The 16,123-nt window shown below is 70.3% G+C and carries 14 protein-coding genes; 9 read left to right on the top strand and 5 right to left on the bottom strand.

What is annotated here, in order from left to right; genetic code table 11:
- Positions 1 to 193: 193 nt before the first annotated feature.
- The 5 genes from SLUN_RS33510 (at position 194) to SLUN_RS33490 (ending at position 6,904) form a co-directional block, all read left to right on the top strand.
- Positions 194 to 1,468, top strand: coding sequence for an MFS transporter (locus SLUN_RS33510; protein WP_108153673.1), 1,275 nt, complete (start codon positions 194 to 196; stop codon positions 1,466 to 1,468).
- Between the two features lie 3 nt (positions 1,469 to 1,471).
- Complete coding sequence (locus SLUN_RS33505; RefSeq protein WP_108153672.1) at positions 1,472 to 2,863, top strand: condensation domain-containing protein; 1,392 nt, start codon at positions 1,472 to 1,474, stop codon at positions 2,861 to 2,863.
- A 74-nt stretch (positions 2,864 to 2,937) separates the two neighbouring features.
- Positions 2,938 to 4,347, top strand: coding sequence for a DUF6002 family protein (locus SLUN_RS33500; RefSeq protein WP_108153671.1), 1,410 nt, complete (start codon positions 2,938 to 2,940; stop codon positions 4,345 to 4,347).
- Positions 4,344 to 5,768 (top strand): ATP-grasp domain-containing protein, encoded by a 1,425-nt coding sequence (locus SLUN_RS33495; RefSeq protein WP_108153670.1) that lies wholly within the window; start codon positions 4,344 to 4,346, stop codon positions 5,766 to 5,768. The genes SLUN_RS33500 and SLUN_RS33495 overlap by 4 nt, the downstream gene beginning before the upstream one ends.
- Positions 5,765 to 6,904 carry a potassium transporter TrkA gene (locus SLUN_RS33490; protein WP_108153669.1) on the top strand — a complete coding sequence of 380 codons (1,140 nt, stop codon included), beginning with the start codon at positions 5,765 to 5,767 and terminating at the stop codon, positions 6,902 to 6,904. Before SLUN_RS33495 ends, SLUN_RS33490 begins: the two co-directional genes overlap by 4 nt.
- Before the next feature lie 4 nt (positions 6,905 to 6,908).
- Here SLUN_RS33490 and SLUN_RS33485 read toward each other — a convergent pair whose 3' ends face one another.
- The 3 genes from SLUN_RS33485 to SLUN_RS33475 all read right to left on the bottom strand — a co-directional run bounded on the left by SLUN_RS33485 (position 6,909) and on the right by SLUN_RS33475 (position 9,494).
- Positions 6,909 to 7,763, bottom strand: a complete 855-nt coding sequence (locus SLUN_RS33485) for an AfsR/SARP family transcriptional regulator (RefSeq protein WP_108153668.1) — start codon at positions 7,761 to 7,763, stop codon at positions 6,909 to 6,911.
- 29 nt (positions 7,764 to 7,792) lie between these two features.
- Entirely contained in the window at positions 7,793 to 8,554 is a 762-nt protein-coding gene (locus SLUN_RS33480; RefSeq protein ID WP_108153667.1) for a thioesterase II family protein, read from the bottom strand.
- 118 nt (positions 8,555 to 8,672) lie between these two features.
- Positions 8,673 to 9,494, bottom strand: coding sequence for an AfsR/SARP family transcriptional regulator (locus tag SLUN_RS33475; RefSeq protein WP_108155081.1), 822 nt, complete (start codon positions 9,492 to 9,494; stop codon positions 8,673 to 8,675).
- A gap of 350 nt (positions 9,495 to 9,844) precedes the next feature.
- Between SLUN_RS33475 and SLUN_RS39700 the strand changes: the two genes are divergently transcribed.
- From SLUN_RS39700 to SLUN_RS33465, 3 genes are all read left to right on the top strand, one after another.
- Positions 9,845 to 10,156 (top strand): putative TOMM peptide, encoded by a 312-nt coding sequence (locus SLUN_RS39700; RefSeq protein ID WP_159100386.1) that lies wholly within the window; start codon positions 9,845 to 9,847, stop codon positions 10,154 to 10,156.
- Between the two features lie 7 nt (positions 10,157 to 10,163).
- Complete coding sequence (locus SLUN_RS33470) at positions 10,164 to 12,416, top strand: TOMM precursor leader peptide-binding protein (protein WP_257153843.1); 2,253 nt, start codon at positions 10,164 to 10,166, stop codon at positions 12,414 to 12,416.
- Positions 12,417 to 12,521: 105 nt separating this feature from the next.
- Positions 12,522 to 13,742: a sensor histidine kinase gene (locus SLUN_RS33465; RefSeq protein WP_254709825.1), complete on the top strand. Its 1,221-nt coding sequence runs from the start codon at positions 12,522 to 12,524 to the stop codon at positions 13,740 to 13,742.
- 30 nt (positions 13,743 to 13,772) lie between these two features.
- Here SLUN_RS33465 and SLUN_RS33460 read toward each other — a convergent pair whose 3' ends face one another.
- Positions 13,773 to 14,378: a response regulator transcription factor gene (locus SLUN_RS33460; protein ID WP_108153665.1), complete on the bottom strand. Its 606-nt coding sequence runs from the start codon at positions 14,376 to 14,378 to the stop codon at positions 13,773 to 13,775.
- 125 nt (positions 14,379 to 14,503) lie between these two features.
- On the opposite strand from SLUN_RS33460, the gene SLUN_RS33455 reads away from it, so the two are divergent.
- Entirely contained in the window at positions 14,504 to 15,703 is a 1,200-nt protein-coding gene (locus SLUN_RS33455) for a cytochrome P450 (RefSeq protein WP_108153664.1), read from the top strand.
- Positions 15,704 to 15,715: 12 nt separating this feature from the next.
- Here the strand turns inward: SLUN_RS33455 and SLUN_RS33450 are convergent, their stop codons facing one another.
- The gene (locus SLUN_RS33450) at positions 15,716 to 16,114 is read right to left on the bottom strand and encodes a DUF4260 family protein (protein WP_108153663.1); all 399 of its coding nucleotides are present in this window, start codon (positions 16,112 to 16,114) and stop codon (positions 15,716 to 15,718) included.
- Positions 16,115 to 16,123: the final 9 nt, after the last annotated feature.

The following is a 16,123-nucleotide window of genomic DNA, read 5'->3' as shown; positions in this document are numbered from 1 at the left end:
GCCGACGGAACCGGCAAGAGCCGAAGGTCTCCAGCGGTAATCGCGACGCGCTCAAGTCCCGCTCGGGGAGCGATTCCCGGTGTCGGACCGCATCGGCTCCAGTTGCTCTCAAGAGCGCCCGGCTAGCGTGCAGCGGCCGCCGGCATCGTTCACCGTGCGGCGGCCGTCCGCATCGTTCACCAGGAGCGCCGCTATGCGTGATTCACCGCGGAACCGGCCGCTTCTCCGACTGGCACTGTCCCTGTTCGCCCTGCGGCTCGGCGCCACCATGACGGCGGTCGGACTGCCCCTGCTGGTGCTCCAGCGGTACGGCTCCGGGCTGCTGGCAGCGCTCACGCTCGCCCTGGAACTGCTGCCGAATGTGCTGTTCGGGGCGGTGGTCGGAGACCTCGTCGACCGCGGGGACCCGCGCCGGTACGCGATGGGAGGCGCCCTGGGCGGGGCCCTGGTGATCCCCCTGGTGCCTGCCGCGAGCGAACTGTGGCAGATCCAGGTGCTCGCCTTCGCCTCCGGAATCGCCTACGCCTTCGGGGTGCCGGCCCGGATGTCGCTACGCGCGGTCGCCGTCCCGGCCGGCTCCGAGCTGCGCGGGAACGCCATGCTGGTGTCGGCGCAACGGCTGCCGAATCTGATCGGTCCAGCGGTCGCCGGGATGCTGGTGCCCTTCGGGTATTCGCTGCTGTTCCTCGCGGACGCCGCGTTCGCCCTGATCGCCGCCCTGCTGCTGATCGGTCTGCCCGCGCCGGCACCCGTACCGCCGGACGATCAGGTGCGTGCCGCGCCCGTGGAGCAGGGGCGCGCGGCGCTGCTGGCCGTCACGCTGCGCCGGATGTTCGTCGACAACGTCCGGGAATTGACGCGGCTCGTCGCCAAGGACCGTTTCCTGGCGGTGATGACGCTCACCTCCTTCACGTACATGTTCGGCTTCGGAGTCAGCAAGCTCTTCCTTCCGCTGTACGCCCTGCACCACTACTCCGACGTCCCCGGGATGTTCGGATATCTCGCCGCCGGAATCGGCCTCGGGGCCTCGCTCGGCGGTTTTCTCGCCGCCGCGTTCGGCCGCTTCCGGCAGGGCGCCGTCTATATGACGGTGAATGTCGTCGAGGGCATCTGCTGGCTGCTGCTGCCGCTGCTCGACCATCCGGCCCCGGCGATCGCGGTACTGGTGCTGGCGGGCGCCTTCGAGGCAGTCGGCACGGTGGTCTTCTACGCCGAGGTGCAGAGCCGCCTCGCCGCCAGGATGACCGGCCGGTACTTCGCGCTCCTGATCCCGCTCTGCGATGCCTTCCTGGTGCTCGGCGTCTGGGTTTCGGGAGCGCTGACCGGCTTCGGCGAGCTGGGTCTCGCCGCCCTGATCGCCATCGTCATGGCAGGTCCCGCACTGATGCTCGCGCCCGGGCTGCTGAGCGGCAGTGCGCGCGAGCCGGAGCGGGAGCCCGTCGCCGCCCTCACCGCCGAGGAGCGATAGCCGATGGATACCGAGGAGCGTCGGCGCCGTACGCGCGCAGCCCTCCCGCTGCGGGGCGTCGAACCGTACGGGCTCCAGCGCGAGATGCTGCTGCGTGCGGAGTACGGGGCCGATGGACATCCAACGACGCACCGCTATCCGCCGGTCCATGAACTCCTGCTGCTGCGCGGCCGGTTGGACACCGATCGGCTGGTCCGCGCGGTGAAGCAGGTCACGGAGAGTGTCGATGTGCTGCGCGGGCGGCTGCGCTCCCAGCGCGGCGCGGTGCGCTGGGTGCCGGACTTCGGGCGTCCGCCGGCCCGCCTGGAGGAAATCGAGCCGGGTCCGGCACGGCAGGTGATCCGTGCTTCGCTGCGGGAGGCTGCCGAGGCGTCGTTCCATCTGCAGGAGGATCCGGCGGCCCGCTTTCGGCTGGCGAGGACGGGACCGGACGAACATCTGCTGCTGATCGTTCTCGATCACGCCTGCGCGGACGGACGCACGCTGATCCTGATCGTCCGTCGACTGCTGCACCAGTACGCCGTGCTGGCCGGTCAGCGGACCTCCCTTCCCGCTCCCCTTCCTGAATTCCACGCCTTCGCCGGACAGTTCGACGAGGCGTCCGCCGAACGCGCCGCCGCACGGGCGCACTGGGAGAACGCTCTGGGCAGAGCGGCCGATGGGCGACGGCGGCCGCACTTCCCGGGAGCCGTCGACCGCGGGACGGGTCCGTACCGCACCGACGCCGCCGCCCAGTCGGCACTGGGCGAGGAGGACGTCCGCACGCTCAACCGGCTCTCCTCGGCCGTGGGCGCCGATCGGCACCGGCTGCTGCTGGCCGTGACCCAGCTGGTCATCTCCGCCTGGAGCGATGAGGCCGATCCGCTGTTCGTGCCCTTCAACTACTTCCGCAACGGCCGGCACCGGCGCGACTGGCTCAATGTCCCGGGCCCACTCGCCGAGCACGCCGTCACCGTGCCCCCGCACCGGCACACCGACGAACTCGGTGACTGGCTCGAGGGCTTCGTGCGCGCCAATGACGCGGCGCCGCCCTTCCACGGACTGTCGCTGCGGGAGCTGGAAACACCGGCCACCGAGGGCAACCGGACCGCCGTCTTCAACTTCCTTCCGCCGCTTGGCCGGCTGACCGCCGCAGGGCTCCAGATCCTCCCGTGTCCGCCGGAACTGGCCGCCGGGATGGAGCCCGACGACCAGTTCGCACGCTTCCCGCTGCGCGTCCGGCTGGTCCAGGACATGGACGGGCCGCTGATCATCCGTGTCGAGCACGACCCCCGGGTCCTGCCGGACGGCACACCGTTCCTCGCCGCGGTGGTCGGCCTGGTCCGGGCCGCGGCCTCACGGACCGGCCTGCCGCTCACCGAGGCGTACCGGCGGATCCGGCAGCACTGGACATGACCGCACGGGACGAAGACAGGCGCCGGGCCGGACCCATCGTTTCCCTTACCTCACGAGTCAGGAGTCAGCCGGAGATGAACAGCACCGAGACAACCGACCAGATGCAGCACGCCGCTACGGCAGTGGTCCCCGCACTGTCCCGGTACTGGGAGACGGTGGGCCGGGCCGTCCGGGCCATGCACGAACACAGGTCCCTGCCGGGCGACTTCACGCCCGGTGCGGAGCTGCCGCCGCTCGACGGCCCGGTGCGGCGCTACCTCGAAGCCTCCGAGGCCGCGGTCGCCCGGCTGCCCGACTACCGCGAAACCCGGATGCGGCTGCTGGATCTGCGCCGCAACCCCGGCACGCGTACCACCAAGACCTTCGGCTCGCTGCTGATGGTGGCCAGGGCCGTCGCGTACATCCGGCGTACCGGCGAGCCCGTCACCCTGCTCACCCCGTCCTCCGGCAACAAGGCCACCGCTCTGCGCGACGCCGTGCTGCGCGCCCACCGGGCCGGGCTCGCGGACCGGGACCAGCTGCGGATCGTGAGCGTCGTACCGGAGCGCTCCCGTGCCAAACTCTGGGACTCACCGCTCAGCTCCGACCCCGAACTGCGCCGCCGCAACCCCGTCGTGACCTACCCGGGCCCGGACCCGGCGGGCGTCAAGGAGCTCGCCCGCGCCTACTACGACGAGTACGGCGACCTGCTGCGTACGCGCTACGGCAGCGCACTCTGGTACACCCTCGACATCGCCAACTACCAGGCCGCGGACACCGTTCGGGCACTGATGGAGGCGGAGCTGATGCCCCCGCCGCCGGCCCACGGACGGGTGCACGCACACGCCGTGTCCAGCGCCTTCGGTCTGCTCGGCCATCACTACGGCACCTCACTGACCGGCGGCGGCGAAGAGCGCATGCCGCCGCGCTACTTCCTCGTACAGCACCTCAGCACCCCCGACATGGTGCTGGATCTGCTGCACGGCGACGCCTCCCGGGAGCGGATGCCGCGCTTCACCCTGGAGACCTCCACCGGGCTGTACCACCAGAGCTCCGACCCGCACTTCCCGCGCACCACGCACCATCCCGAGGAGGTCATCGACCCGACCTTCTACACGCGAGCGCCCATGACCAGCCGGGTGATGACGCCGCTGATCAAGGCGAACGGCGGCGGGGGCGTCGTCGTATCGCTGCACGAGTGCCTGGCCCGCTATCCGCAGATCCGCGAGATGCTGCGACCGGCCGGCGTCGAGCTCCCGCACGATCCGCGCACGGTGCGCGAGTGGTCCCTCGTCATGGTCTTCACGGGAGTGATGGAGGCCGTCGACCGGGGGCTGCTGACGGAGCCCGAAGTGCTGGTGCACGGTTCGGGGTCGTACGCGGAGACCGACTTCTCGCCGATACCCGCCCAGCGGCTGCAGCGGGCGGCGGACACCGCCGAGCTGCACCCGGTCGTGAGCCGCGCCATGGGGCCCGCCGCCTCGCACCGGGGACGGCGGTCATGACCGGCACCGCGTCGGCGGGGACGGGAACCTCGCACCCCTGGTTCCGTGACGAGAGCAGGCCCGCACCGTCGAGTCTGCGGACGGCGTCGCCGGCCGAGGTGACCGCGCTGCTGCGGGGGGAGCTGGCAGGGCTGAGCGTGTCGCTGCCGGGGCCCTGGGTGCCGGCGCAGCCGTTCGTACTGCCCCGGCAGTCCTACGACGAGCTGTTCGACGTCGCCCGTACGCTGCTCGCTCTGGTACGCCGGGCGGTCCTCGCCCTCGACGGCGGCTGGCCGGGCCGTATCGAGGCGCTCGGCGCGGACCCGGCCGACTATCCGCTGCTGTCCGGGCAGGACAACACGGAGACGGCGTACTGCTCGATGATGGCCCGCCCGGACATCGTCATCGGTGAGAACGGGCCGCAGCTTCTCGAGTTCAATGTCAGCGGCACCTTCGGCGGCCCCAACGAGTCCCACGGTCTGACCGCCGTCTGGCAGCGAACTCACAGTGAGCGCTTCTTCGGGCACGACCCGCTTCTCGCCCGGGTGCGCGCCTTCGAGGATGTGTGCTCGAGCCGCCGGCTGCCCAGGGCGGTCGCCATCATCGGAAGTCTGGGCGATCTCCAGGACGATGCCGACGTCCGCTTCCAGGAAATTGAGCTGGAGCAGTTCCGCAGGCGCGGCTTCGCCGCCGACTTCTTCGAACCGGATCAGCTCCCGGACGCGCTGGGACGTCCCGGCAACCTGCGCTATCCGCTCGGTCTGCGTAATTTCGCCACCGCCGACTGGACGGAACGCGGTCAGAGTCTGCGGCCGGTGTATGACGCGCAGCGCGCGGGGCTGCTTCTTCTTCCGCCGCAGAGCAGCGGGCTGCTCGCCAACAAGAAGGCTCTGGCGCTCGTTTCGGAGGGCCGTCCCTGGATGACCCGCGCCGAGCGCGCCGTGGCCGACCGCCATCTGCCGTGGACCCGCATCACGCTGCCCGGCCGCACCCGCTGGGAGGGCGGGGACCACGACCTCTCCGAGCTGCTCCTCGGCCGGCAGGAACGGTTCGTCCTCAAGAAGGCCATCGGCATGATGGGCCGTGAGGTCCTCGTCGGCCGGCACACCGAGCCCGCCGACTGGCGGCTGGCCGTCGAGGCGGCGTTCGCCGCCGCGGACAGCGTGGTCCAGCAGTACGTCGAGCCCGCCTCCTGCGATCTCGAACTCACCGACGGGAGGGCTGTGTTCACCGCTCAGGTGGCGCCCGTCCTCAGTCCGATGCTCTTCGGCGACCGGCCGGGCGGCTGCTGGGCGCGGTTCCTCGCCGACGAGGCCGACAGGTCGGCGTCCCGCGGGGTGATCAGTGTCGGCGGGGCGGGTGCCGCGGAGAACGCGGTGCTCACCTGGGCGGATCCGGCCGATGCCGCTGCCAGTACCCGTGCCGGGGAGGCCGGCCGGTGATCCGACGACACGAACCCCCCACACTCGTCGTCATCGGCACGGGCTCGCTCGCCCGCGCCGTCTGTGTCACGCTCGCCCGCACGCCCGCAGCGCAGGGGCCCGGCCAGGTGCATGTGCTCGGCCGGGACAGCGGACGGGCCTCGTCCGTCTGCTATCTGGCGCGGGCCGAGGCGGCACTCTGCCGGGTGCCGCGCCGGTTCGTCCCCGGTGAGCTGGACTCCGACGACGGACTGCTGAGAGAGCGGCTGGCGGCGATCCGGCCGGGCACGGTGCTGGTGTGCGCGTCCTGGCATTCGCCCTGGGAGCGGGACCGTACGCCGTCCGCCTGGACGAGAGTGCTCGACCGCTGCGGCTTCGCGGCGACGCTGCCTCTTCAGGCGGCCGTCGCGCTGCGGGTCGGCAGGGCGCTCCAGCAGGCCGCGCCACAGGCGCAGTTGGTCAACGCCTGCTATCCGGACGCGGTCAATCCGCTGCTGCACCGGCTGGGTCTGCCGGTCGTGTGCGGCGTGGGCAACGGGACGCTGATCACCGCATCGGTGGAGACGGCACTCGGACCCGCGGCCCGCCGGGGGCTGCGGGTGCTGGCGCACCACCGTCATCTGCACCGGCCCGACCACCCGGACGACGAGGCCAGGGTCTGGCTCGGCAACCATGAACTGGGCGGCGTGGGACAGCTTCTGGCCCCGCAGCGGGGCGTGCCGCGCGAGGCGCTGAACCCGGTCACCGCGCACACGGTGGCCCGCCTGCTCACCGCACTGCACGGCGGTCCGGAACTGCGTACCGCCGTGCCGGGACCGCAGGGGCTGCCCGGCGGCTATCCCGCACGGGTCACCCGGCGGCGGGTCGACCTCGATCTGCCGTACGGGCTCAGCCTCGCCGACGCCGTCGGCTACAACGAACGGCTCACCTCGGCCGAGGGGGTGCGTATCGACCGGGCCGGCGATGTCCACTTCGCCCCCTCCGTGCGGGAGGCGCTGCGGCCCCATCTGCCGCAGCTGTGCGAGGGCTTCCGCGGATCGGACACTCAGTGGGCGGCAGCCCGGATGTGGCAGTCGGCCCAGGTGCTACGGCGCCGGGAGGATCCGGCCGATGCCGTGCACGCGCGGGGGGCCGGCGGCCGGGCCACCGGGGCGTGAGCGTTCAGCGCGCCCGCAGGCCCCGCCCGACACCTGCCCCGACTCCGGCTCCCACCCGCGCGAGTTCGGACTGGATCTCCAGTTCGAGTGAGGACTCCAGCATCGCGCGCTGCAGATGCTGGAGACGGGGCGAGGGGTCGAGCCCCAGCTCGATGGAGAGCACCGTACGCAGCCGCTGATAGACCTCGAGCGCGTTGCTGCGCCGCCCGGAGCGGTACAGCGCGAGCATCAACTGCCCCTGGGTGTCCTCGTGCATCGGATGCTGGGCGGACAGTCCGGACAGCTCCCCCACCAACTCGTGGTGGCGGCCGAGCCGCAGATCGGCCTCGATACGCTGGTTGAGGATGCTCAGACGCGACTCCTCGAGCCGGGTCGCCTCGATCTCGAGGAGCGCTCCGCACTGGACGTCGACGAGTGCGGGGCCGCGCCACAGGGCGAGCGCCCCCCGGAAGGATTCGGACGCGACCGGGCAGTTGCCGCTCTCCAGGGCGCGATGTCCGGTCCCGGCGAGCCGTTCGTACTCACAGACGTCGACGACCCCGCCCTGGGTGTCGAGCAGATAGCCGCCCGACTCGGTGACGAGGATGCTCTTGGCGCCGTTCGGCAGCTCGGGCCGGCAGGCCCCGCCGATTGCGGTGGCGATGAGGTTGCGCAGCTGAAGGATGTAGGTCTGCAAGGTGGTCTGGACACTGCGTGGCGGGGCTTCGCCCCACAGCTCCTCCACCAGTGAGCCCACCGAGACCACTTGGTCCGGGTGCATGGCGAGCAGGGCGAGGACCTTGCGTGGTTTGACTGCAGTGGGGACGACAGAAACTCCCGACTGGACGACCCGGCAGGGTCCCAGCACGCTGATGTCCATATCCGCTACTCCCTTCGAGGCGTTGAGGCTCAGGCGATCGGACGGGGTGTGGCGACAAGGCGCAGTTGTGCCGCGAGCAAGGTGGGCAGGTCCGCGCCGCGGACGAAGAAGTGGCCGCCGGCGACAGTCCGCAGATCGAAGGCGGCGCTGGTGTAGCGGCTCCATGCGGCAACCGTGGGAACGGTGGCGACCATGTCCTCGCTGCCCGCGAAGGCGTGCAGCGGAGTGGACAGCGCTCCGCCGGACCCCTCCCGCAGACTCCGTGCGAGCTGGAGGTCGTCGCGCATGGTGGAGAGCAGAATGCCCAGCCACTTGGGCCGCTCGAAGAGATAGGGCGGCAGGGTGCCGTACCGCGCGAGCGCGGCCAGCAGTCTGTCGTCGGGCAGATCCGCCTGCTCGACGAGCGGGGTGGGCAGATGAGGCGCGGCGCACGCGCCGACGCCGACGAGCACCGGCGGCCGGTGCCCGGCACGGGTGCGATGGAGCGCGAACCGGTAGGCGACCAGGGCGCCGAGGCTGTGCCCGTAGAAAGCGTGCGGCACATCGAGCAACGGGCCCAGGTTCGCGTCGAGTTCGGCGAGCAGCTGCGCGGAGTCGGTGATGCGCGGCTCCCGCAGTCTGGTCTCCCGCCCCGGCAGCCGGACCGGAAGGACCTGGACGTCCCGCGGGAAGCGGGGACGCCAGCGGGCGAAGGCCAGAGCCCCCGCACCCGCGTGATGGAAGCAGAACAGCCGGAGCGCCGGGTCGGGCAACTCCGAGATTCCGGGCGCCACCGCAAGGTACTGGTTCACGCCGCCTCCTCACACCGCACCGGGTTTCGACTACGCGGGTCCCGATCGTCACGACCACCGCTGGAAGGCCGCTTGATCGGAGCTGGAGTGACGTGGAGCGGGTGTGCCGGGTGCGGCGTCAGCCGGTGAGAGCGCCGGCACCACCCGGGCGTCCGGGGCCACTCCACACGTCCATGGCTTCCTCACCTCGGAGGATTGCCTGGTGAAGCCGCTGAATTCGAGGAGAGGGCTCAAGGCCCAGTTCCTCGACCAGGGTTTCGCGAAGGCGCTTGTAGGAGATCAGCGCATCGGACGACCGCCCGTCCGCGCAGTAGGCGAGCATCTGCTGCGCCCGCAGACTCTCGTGCAGGGGGTGGTGCTCGCACAGTGCGCTCAGCTCGCCGAGCACTTCGCGGTGCCTGCCGAGCCGCAGGTCGGCGCCGATACGGCGTTCCAGTGCCCCGAGCCGGCTCTCCTGGAGCCGGGTCACCTCGATACCGAGATGGCGCCCATGGGGTACGTCGGCCAGTGCCGGGCCGCGCCACAGCTTCAGGGCCGCGGTGAGCTGGCCCGACGCGGAGGCCATGTCGCCCACTTCGTAGGCGGTGTGGCCGGCGCCGGTGAGGCGGTCGAACTCCAGGGCGTCGACATCGGCGGGGTCCGCGTCGAGCAGATAGCCGCCGTGCCGGGTCACCAGGACGTTCTTGTCCCATACCCCGGCCGTCTCGGGGATCGCGGAGCGCAGTCTGCGCCGCAGCTGCAGGATGTACGTCTGCAGCGTGGTGGGCGCGCTGCGCGGCGGTCCCGCGCCCCAGAGCTCTTCCATGAGCACCGGGACGGGCACGATGTGCTGTGCGTTGAGGGCGAGAAGAGCCAGGATCTGCCGTGGTTTGGAGGCGCTGGGAAGCAGAGAGACTCCCACGGCCTCGCCGCGGAGACTTCCCAGTACTTCGACGCGCACCCTGCGCCCCCTGTTCGGCATGGCCTTTTCCTCACCCCGTCGGACAGCTCCCTTGTGGCAGGAAGCTGGTTCACCGGAGGGTCCCATACGGCAAATACGCAGAAACAGTGACCAGATCACAAGCCATGTATGGAGATCACCTGGAGGGGGCCTATGAAATCTTCACATCCAGGGAGATGACGTCTCCACTGTTCGATTCCAGTCACCCGCCAGCACACTGCTGTCGTATGCGCAGCCGAACATCCGCACGGGAACGACCTGACCGGCACCGTTCACATCACGATGGGAGCACCAAGATGTCTGGTTACGCGTCCAGTGGAACCGCAGCTCAAGGGGCCTGCACCACATCCGTGGAACACGACTGGCGTTTCGCCGAACTCGTCGCACGGAGCTTTCTGCAGCCGGAGCTCGCCCTGCGGTACGCGCTGGAACCGCGCAATGTTCTCGCCGAATTCGGCATTCCGATAGCGCCGGAAAGCATCATCCCCGCGCTGCCGGCCGAGGCGGACACCGAAGTCACGATCACCAACCTCAGCTCGGCCGATGAGAGCGACCCCGCCTTCAGCGTTCCCGGGGCCCGCTTCGCCTGCATCTGCGCCACACGGCAGGCCCTGGTCCCCGAGCCTGTGCGACAGGGCGCCGTCGGCACCCTGCCCATCTGAGCTGCACGTGGATTCCCTATGGCCACGGATCGGGTTCAGGCGACACCTCACCACCGCCGTAGTACCGGGCGAGGCGACCTATCTGGTCTCCGAACAGGGTGTCACCGCGATCGAGGGTGAGGCCGTCGCGGTCCTCGCTCCTCTTCTGGACGGCAGCAGGGATCTGTCCGCGCTCGTGCGGGACACCCAGGGCCTGCTGTCGCCGACCGAACTCGGCAGTCTCCTGGGGAAGCTGACGCAGGCGAATCTGGTCACCGGATGCGCCGCGCCGCCTCAGGCCGACTTCACGGACAAGGACGCCGCGGCGTTCTGGGAAGCCGCGGGGCTCGAGGCGGCGAGCGCGGGAGAGGCTCTGACGAGGGGCCGGGTCCGACTGCTGGACCTGGCCTCCCTCGGCGGAACTGCCACCCGGGGCGCCTTTCTCAACGTCGGGGTCGCGCTCAGCGGCCCCGGCGGCTGCGCCCTGACGGTCGTCCTGTGCGACGACTATCTCCTGCCTCAGCTCAAGGAGATCGACAAGGAACAGCGCAGGTCGGGACGTCCCTGGATGCTGGCCAAACCACACGGTGTCGAGCCCTGGATCGGGCCGGTGTTCCAGCCGGGCGAGGGCGCGTGCTGGAACTGCATGGCCTACCGGCTCAATCACCACCGGCAGCCGGAGCAGCATGTGGGGCAGGCGCTCGGGCTGTCCTCCGCCGCGGCGCCGCCGCGCGCGACCATCGCGGCGAGCCGGTCCCTCGCTCTCCAGGCGATCGCCCTGGAAGCGGCCAAGTGGATAGCCGGCTACCGCGATTCGAGCCAGATGGCCATACGAGTTCTGGACAACCTTTCGCTGAGTGTCCGGTCGCATCCGGTCGGACAGCGGCCTCAGTGTCCTGAGTGCGGCGACCCCCGGCTGGTCGGGGAGCGGGTGCAGCAGCCCGTCGCCATCACATCGCGGCCCAAGAAGACCCTCACCGGCGGCCACCGGGCCCTGACGTCCGAGCAGGTCCTGGAGCGTTACGAGCATCTGGTCGGCAGGGTCACCGGCGTGGTCAGCATGCTGCAACGGGCGCCCGGCGGCCCGGACTTCCTCAACTCGTACCACTCGGGGCCCAATCCGGCGCTGACCCACCGCAGTCTGACGGCGTTCCGTTCCAGTCTGCGCAGCCAGAGCGGAGGCAAGGGAACCACCTCGCTCGATGCCAAGGTCGGCGCCCTCTGCGAGGCGGTGGAACGTTACTCCGCCACGCTCCACGGGGACGAACCGCGGATCCGTGCCAGCTTCGCGGAGCTGGCCGGCGACGCCATCCGCCCCAATCAGTGCCAGCTCTACGATGAACGGCAGTACACGAACCGGCTGCAGTGGAATGCCGTACAGCCGCCGTTCCAGTACATCTGCGACCCGTTCGACGAGAAGACCCCGATCGACTGGACGCCGATCTGGTCGCTCACCCACGGCAGGCACCGGATGCTGCCGACCCAGATGCTCTACTACTCCGCACCGCCCGCACAGGGACCGTGCTTCGCACTGGCCGATTCCAACGGCAACGCGGCGGGCAGCAGCATCGAAGACGCCATCCTGCAAGGCTTTTTCGAGCTGGTCGAACGGGATGCCGTCGCACTGTGGTGGTACAACCGCACCCGGCAGCCCGGCGTCGACCTGAATTCCTTCCCCGACCCGTGGATCGACGAGATGCACGCCCAGTACGCCCAGCTCAAAAGGGAGTTCTGGGTACTGGATCTCACCTCGGACCTGGGCATCCCGGCCATGGCCGCGGTCTCCCGCCGCATCGACAAGCCGGAGGAGGACATCATGTTCGGCTTCGGCTGCCACTTCGACCCCGGCATCGCGCTGAGGCGGGCGCTCACCGAGCTGAACCAGCTGCTGCCCGCCGTACTGGGTCCGCCCTGCGCCGACGATCCGCAGCTCATCGACTGGTGTACCCGCCGCACCCTCGCCAACCAGCCCTACCTGGGCCCCGACCGGAGCGTTCCCGCGAAGTGCCGTGGCGACTACGGCTACACGCTGCGCCCGGACCTCCTCGACGACATCAAGGCCGCTGAGCAGCTGGTGCGCGAGCACGGCATGGAGCTGCTCGTCCTCGACCAGACCCGGCCCGACCTCGGGCTGCCGACCGTGAAGGTGATGGTGCCCGGACTGCGGCACTTCTGGGCCCGCTTCGGCTCGGGACGGCTGTACGACGTGCCCGTACGGCTGGGCCGGCGGAATACGCCCATCCCCTATGAGCAGCTCAATCCGATTCCGCTGTTTGTCTAGTAATGGCCATCACGTCCCCTCGGTGCTCGCCTAGGATCGAGACACGCGAAGCGGTGCAACGGGGGTCACATGCTTGACGTGAATCGAACCCAGGAGAGAAAGCACTTGCACAGCCCGGACCGCAGCGATTCGGCCACGCCTCCGCGCAGCGGAGGCGACGCGGGTCTGGCGCCCAAGATCGCTCTGACCATTCTCCTGGTCGCTCTTGGCAGTGTGCTGGCCGCCGCGACCCTGCATCTGCTCACGGTGCAGCAGAGCCTCACCGACCTCATCGGGGGCGCGGCGGCCCTGCTCGGGATGTTCGCCTGTCAGGTCGTGCTGTCGGCGCCCAGACGGGTGCGGCTGAGGCGCGGACAGCAGTACTGGATCCTGGCCGTGCAGGTGGGGCTCACCTATCCCCCGATCCTCTTCATGGGCACCGCCTGGGTGGGGGTCACCGGCTTCCTCGCCGGCTCCCTGCTGCTGGTACTGCGCCCGCCCTGGTCGTGGCTGTCAGCCGGAGCCACCGTCGTGAGCACCATGGCGCTGACGACGTCCTGGAGCGGCAAGACCGTCATCGACGTCGCCTATATCGGCGTCTCCACCGTCCTGATCACGAGTCTGGTCTACGGACTGACCGCGCTCTCCGAGATGGTGCTCCAACTGCGCAGCGCACAGCAGGAGATCGCCCGGCTCGCGGTGGAGCAGGAGCGGCTGCGCTTCGCCCGCGATCTGCACGATCTGCTGGGCTACAGCCTCTCCGCGATCACGCTGCGCAGCGAGCTGACGCTGCGGCTGGTCGATCAGCATCCGGCGCGGGCGCGGGAGGAACTCTCGACGGTGCTGGAGATCTCCCGCCAGGCGCTCGCCGACACCCGGCAGGTCGCCCGCAGCTACCGCGACATGTCCTTCCCCGCGGAACTCGCCTCCGCACACTCGGTGTGCGGCGCGGCGGGCATCGACATCGAGGTCGACTGCACGCTGACGGATCTGCCGGACCAGGTGGGCACGGTGCTCGCGACCGTCCTGCGTGAGGGGATCACCAACATCCTGCGGCACAGCCGGGTGCGCCGCTGCCGCATCTCGGCCCACCGGGCCGGGAACGGCGCGGTGGTGCTGCATGTGATGAACGACGGGGTCGCCCGCACCCCCGAGGAGCCGTCCCTCTACGACGGCAGCGGAATCGGCAATCTCTCCGCCCGCGTCTGCGCGGTCGGCGGCGCACTGACCGCCGGCGTACGGGAGGACGGCTGCTTCCATCTGGAGGCCGAAGTTCCGCTGGACTGCGGAGGGAAGCGCCGGGTGCCGCAGCAGACACGGGTCCTGCTGGAACGGCAGATCACGTAGTCCGGACCGCTCAGAGCCCGGGCGGGCCCCTCAGAGCCAGCCCTGCTCGCGGGCGATACGGATCGCGTCGACCCGGTTGCGCGCCCCCAGTTTGGTGACGACCGTCGTCAGATAGTTCCGTACGGTCCCCACGGTCAGATACAGCCGGCCGGCGATGTCGGGCGCCTCCGCGCCGTCGGCGGCCATCCGCAGTACCTCGGTCTCACGGGCCGTGAGCGGATTGTCCCTGGCCGCCCAGGCGTCGAGCGCGAGCTGCGGGTCTATCACCCGCTCTCCCACGGACACCCGTCTTATCGCGTCGGCGAGCTGGCTCGGTGGCGCGTCCTTCAGGATGAACCCGGACACCTGCGCCTCCAGCGCCCGGCGCAGATTGCCGGGGCGGCCGAGACCGGTGAGGATCAGGGTGCGGCAGGACGGCTGCTTGGCGTGGACCTCGGCGGCCGCGGCCAGCCCGTCCAGGCCCGGCAGATCGATGTCCAGCACCGCGACATGGGGATGGTGCAGTAACACGGCGGGAAGAATGTCCCGTCCGGTACCGACCTCCGCCACGATCTGAATGTCGGACTCGAGATTGAGCAAGGCGACCAGTGCCCCCCGCACCATGTGCATGTCCTCCGCAAGGACCACTCTGATCATGTGCCATGGTTCACCCAGCACTCGGCTCCCCCATCCTGCCGTCAGCGAAGGCAGACGATACCTCCCCGAGTCGCTCTGAACACCAGCTCGAGCACATCCCGAGTACCAGGTCGGACGGTGTGGATATGCCTCAGGAATCCACCGTGCGCAGCTATCCACCCGCTCGCCGCTCGGCGACCGAACTGCCGGAGGAGTACGCGCGGCTGCGCAGTGACGCTCCGGTGACCGACGTCGTGATGCCCAGCGGTGACGGAGCGTATCTGTTCAGCCGTTACGACGATGTACGTAACGTGCTCTCCGACCCCCGGTGCAGCAGAGCGGCAACGGTGCTTCCCGAGTCGCCCCGGCTCACGGCCGTCCCGTTCGACGCGGGCGGTCTGTTCACCATGGACCCGCCCGAGCACACCCGGCTGCGCTCTCTGGTGTCGAGTGCCTTCACAGCGCGCCGGGTTGACATGCTGCGGCCCCGCATCCAGGAGCTGGCGGACGAGCTGCTGGAGCGGATGGCGGAGCGGGGCGGGCCCGTCGACTTCAACGACGCCTTCGCGTTCCCGTATCCCGTCGCGGTGATCTGCGAGCTGCTTGGTGTCCCGTTCGCCGACCGTGAACTGTTCAGGGGCTGGTCGGACGCGATTCTGTCGCTCACCGCGCACACCCCGGAGCAGATGCTGGAGCGCAAGCTGGCGCTCGTCGCCTATCTGCAGCAACTCGTCGCCGACAAGCGGCAGAAGCCGGGCGACGATCTGCTCAGCGCGCTCGTCCAGGTGCGGGACGAGGACGGACCGCTGACCGAGCACGAGCTGATCACCATGGCGATGACGCTGCTGATCGCCGGGCACGAGACGACGGTCGGGGTGCTGGGGACGTCGGTGTTCACGCTGCTGCGGCACACCGGCGGGCTGGGTGTGGTGCCCGCGTCACCCGAGCCACTGGCCACGCTGGTGGAGGAGCTGTTGCGGGTCAACCCCATCGGGGACGGCGGTCCCCTCAGGGTCACCACGGCCGAGATCGAGCTGGCAGGGACCGTTGTGCCGACGGGCAGCGCGGTGATCGGGGCGATCTGTTCCGCGAACCGGGACGAGAGCCGGTTCGCGGATGCGGACCGCTTCGACCCGGGCCGCCGGGGCGCCCCGCATCTGGCCTTCGGACACGGCCCGCACTACTGCCTGGGCGCGCCGCTGGCGCGCGCCGAGCTGCAGATCGCGCTGTCCTCACTGGCCCGGCGCTTCCCTTCGCTGCGGCTTGCCGTACCGGTGGAGGAGGTCCGGATGCACACCGGGCTGCTCGTCAACCGGCTGGAGTCGCTGCCGGTGAACTGGTCCTGACCGGGCGGTGGTTCAGTACCGCAGGCCGTCCGGCCTGCGGGGCCCGTATCCGAAGGCGCGGTCGACGGCGATATGCCCGAGCCACCCGAGCCCGGCGACGGCGGTGCGCCGGCTGCGGGTGATGGCGGCGAGGGTGAGCAGCACGGCGGGTACGGCGGGCGAGTGCAGGACGTTGTAGGGGCGTACGGCGTAGGGGGGCAGCCGCTCGAAGCCGGGGGCGGCGGCGATGCCGTAGAGCAGGGCGACGTCGGGGAGCACGGCGGTGGTCCACAGGACGCGGCTTCGCGCCCCGCCGAGGCGGGCGCCGGTGACGAGGGCGGCGATCCCGATCCCGCCGCTGAGGGCGCGGCCGGCGGGAGCGTGGTAGGTCCAGCCGGAGCGGCTCGCTTGAATTGCCCTCGCACCGTTCATACGGCGACC

Source organism: Streptomyces lunaelactis, from assembly GCF_003054555.1.
Taxonomy (GTDB): Bacteria; Actinomycetota; Actinomycetes; order Streptomycetales; family Streptomycetaceae; genus Streptomyces; species Streptomyces lunaelactis.
This window is presented reverse-complemented; position numbering and strand designations above follow the sequence as displayed.

Bases quoted from the DNA above. Each gene is read 5' to 3' on its own strand.
- SLUN_RS33510 (WP_108153673.1), top strand. From the start codon at position 194: ATGCGTGATTCACCGCGGAACCGGCCGCTTCTCCGACTGGCACTGTCC.
- SLUN_RS33505 (WP_108153672.1), top strand. From the start codon at position 1,472: ATGGATACCGAGGAGCGTCGGCGCCGTACGCGCGCAGCCCTCCCGCTG.
- SLUN_RS33500 (WP_108153671.1), top strand. From the start codon at position 2,938: ATGAACAGCACCGAGACAACCGACCAGATGCAGCACGCCGCTACGGCA.
- SLUN_RS33495 (WP_108153670.1), top strand. From the start codon at position 4,344: ATGACCGGCACCGCGTCGGCGGGGACGGGAACCTCGCACCCCTGGTTC.
- SLUN_RS33485 (WP_108153668.1), bottom strand. From the start codon at position 7,763: ATGGACATCAGCGTGCTGGGACCCTGCCGGGTCGTCCAGTCGGGAGTT.
- SLUN_RS33460 (WP_108153665.1), bottom strand. From the start codon at position 14,378: ATGATCAGAGTGGTCCTTGCGGAGGACATGCACATGGTGCGGGGGGCA.
- SLUN_RS33455 (WP_108153664.1), top strand. From the start codon at position 14,504: ATGCCTCAGGAATCCACCGTGCGCAGCTATCCACCCGCTCGCCGCTCG.
- SLUN_RS33450 (WP_108153663.1), bottom strand. From the start codon at position 16,114: ATGAACGGTGCGAGGGCAATTCAAGCGAGCCGCTCCGGCTGGACCTAC.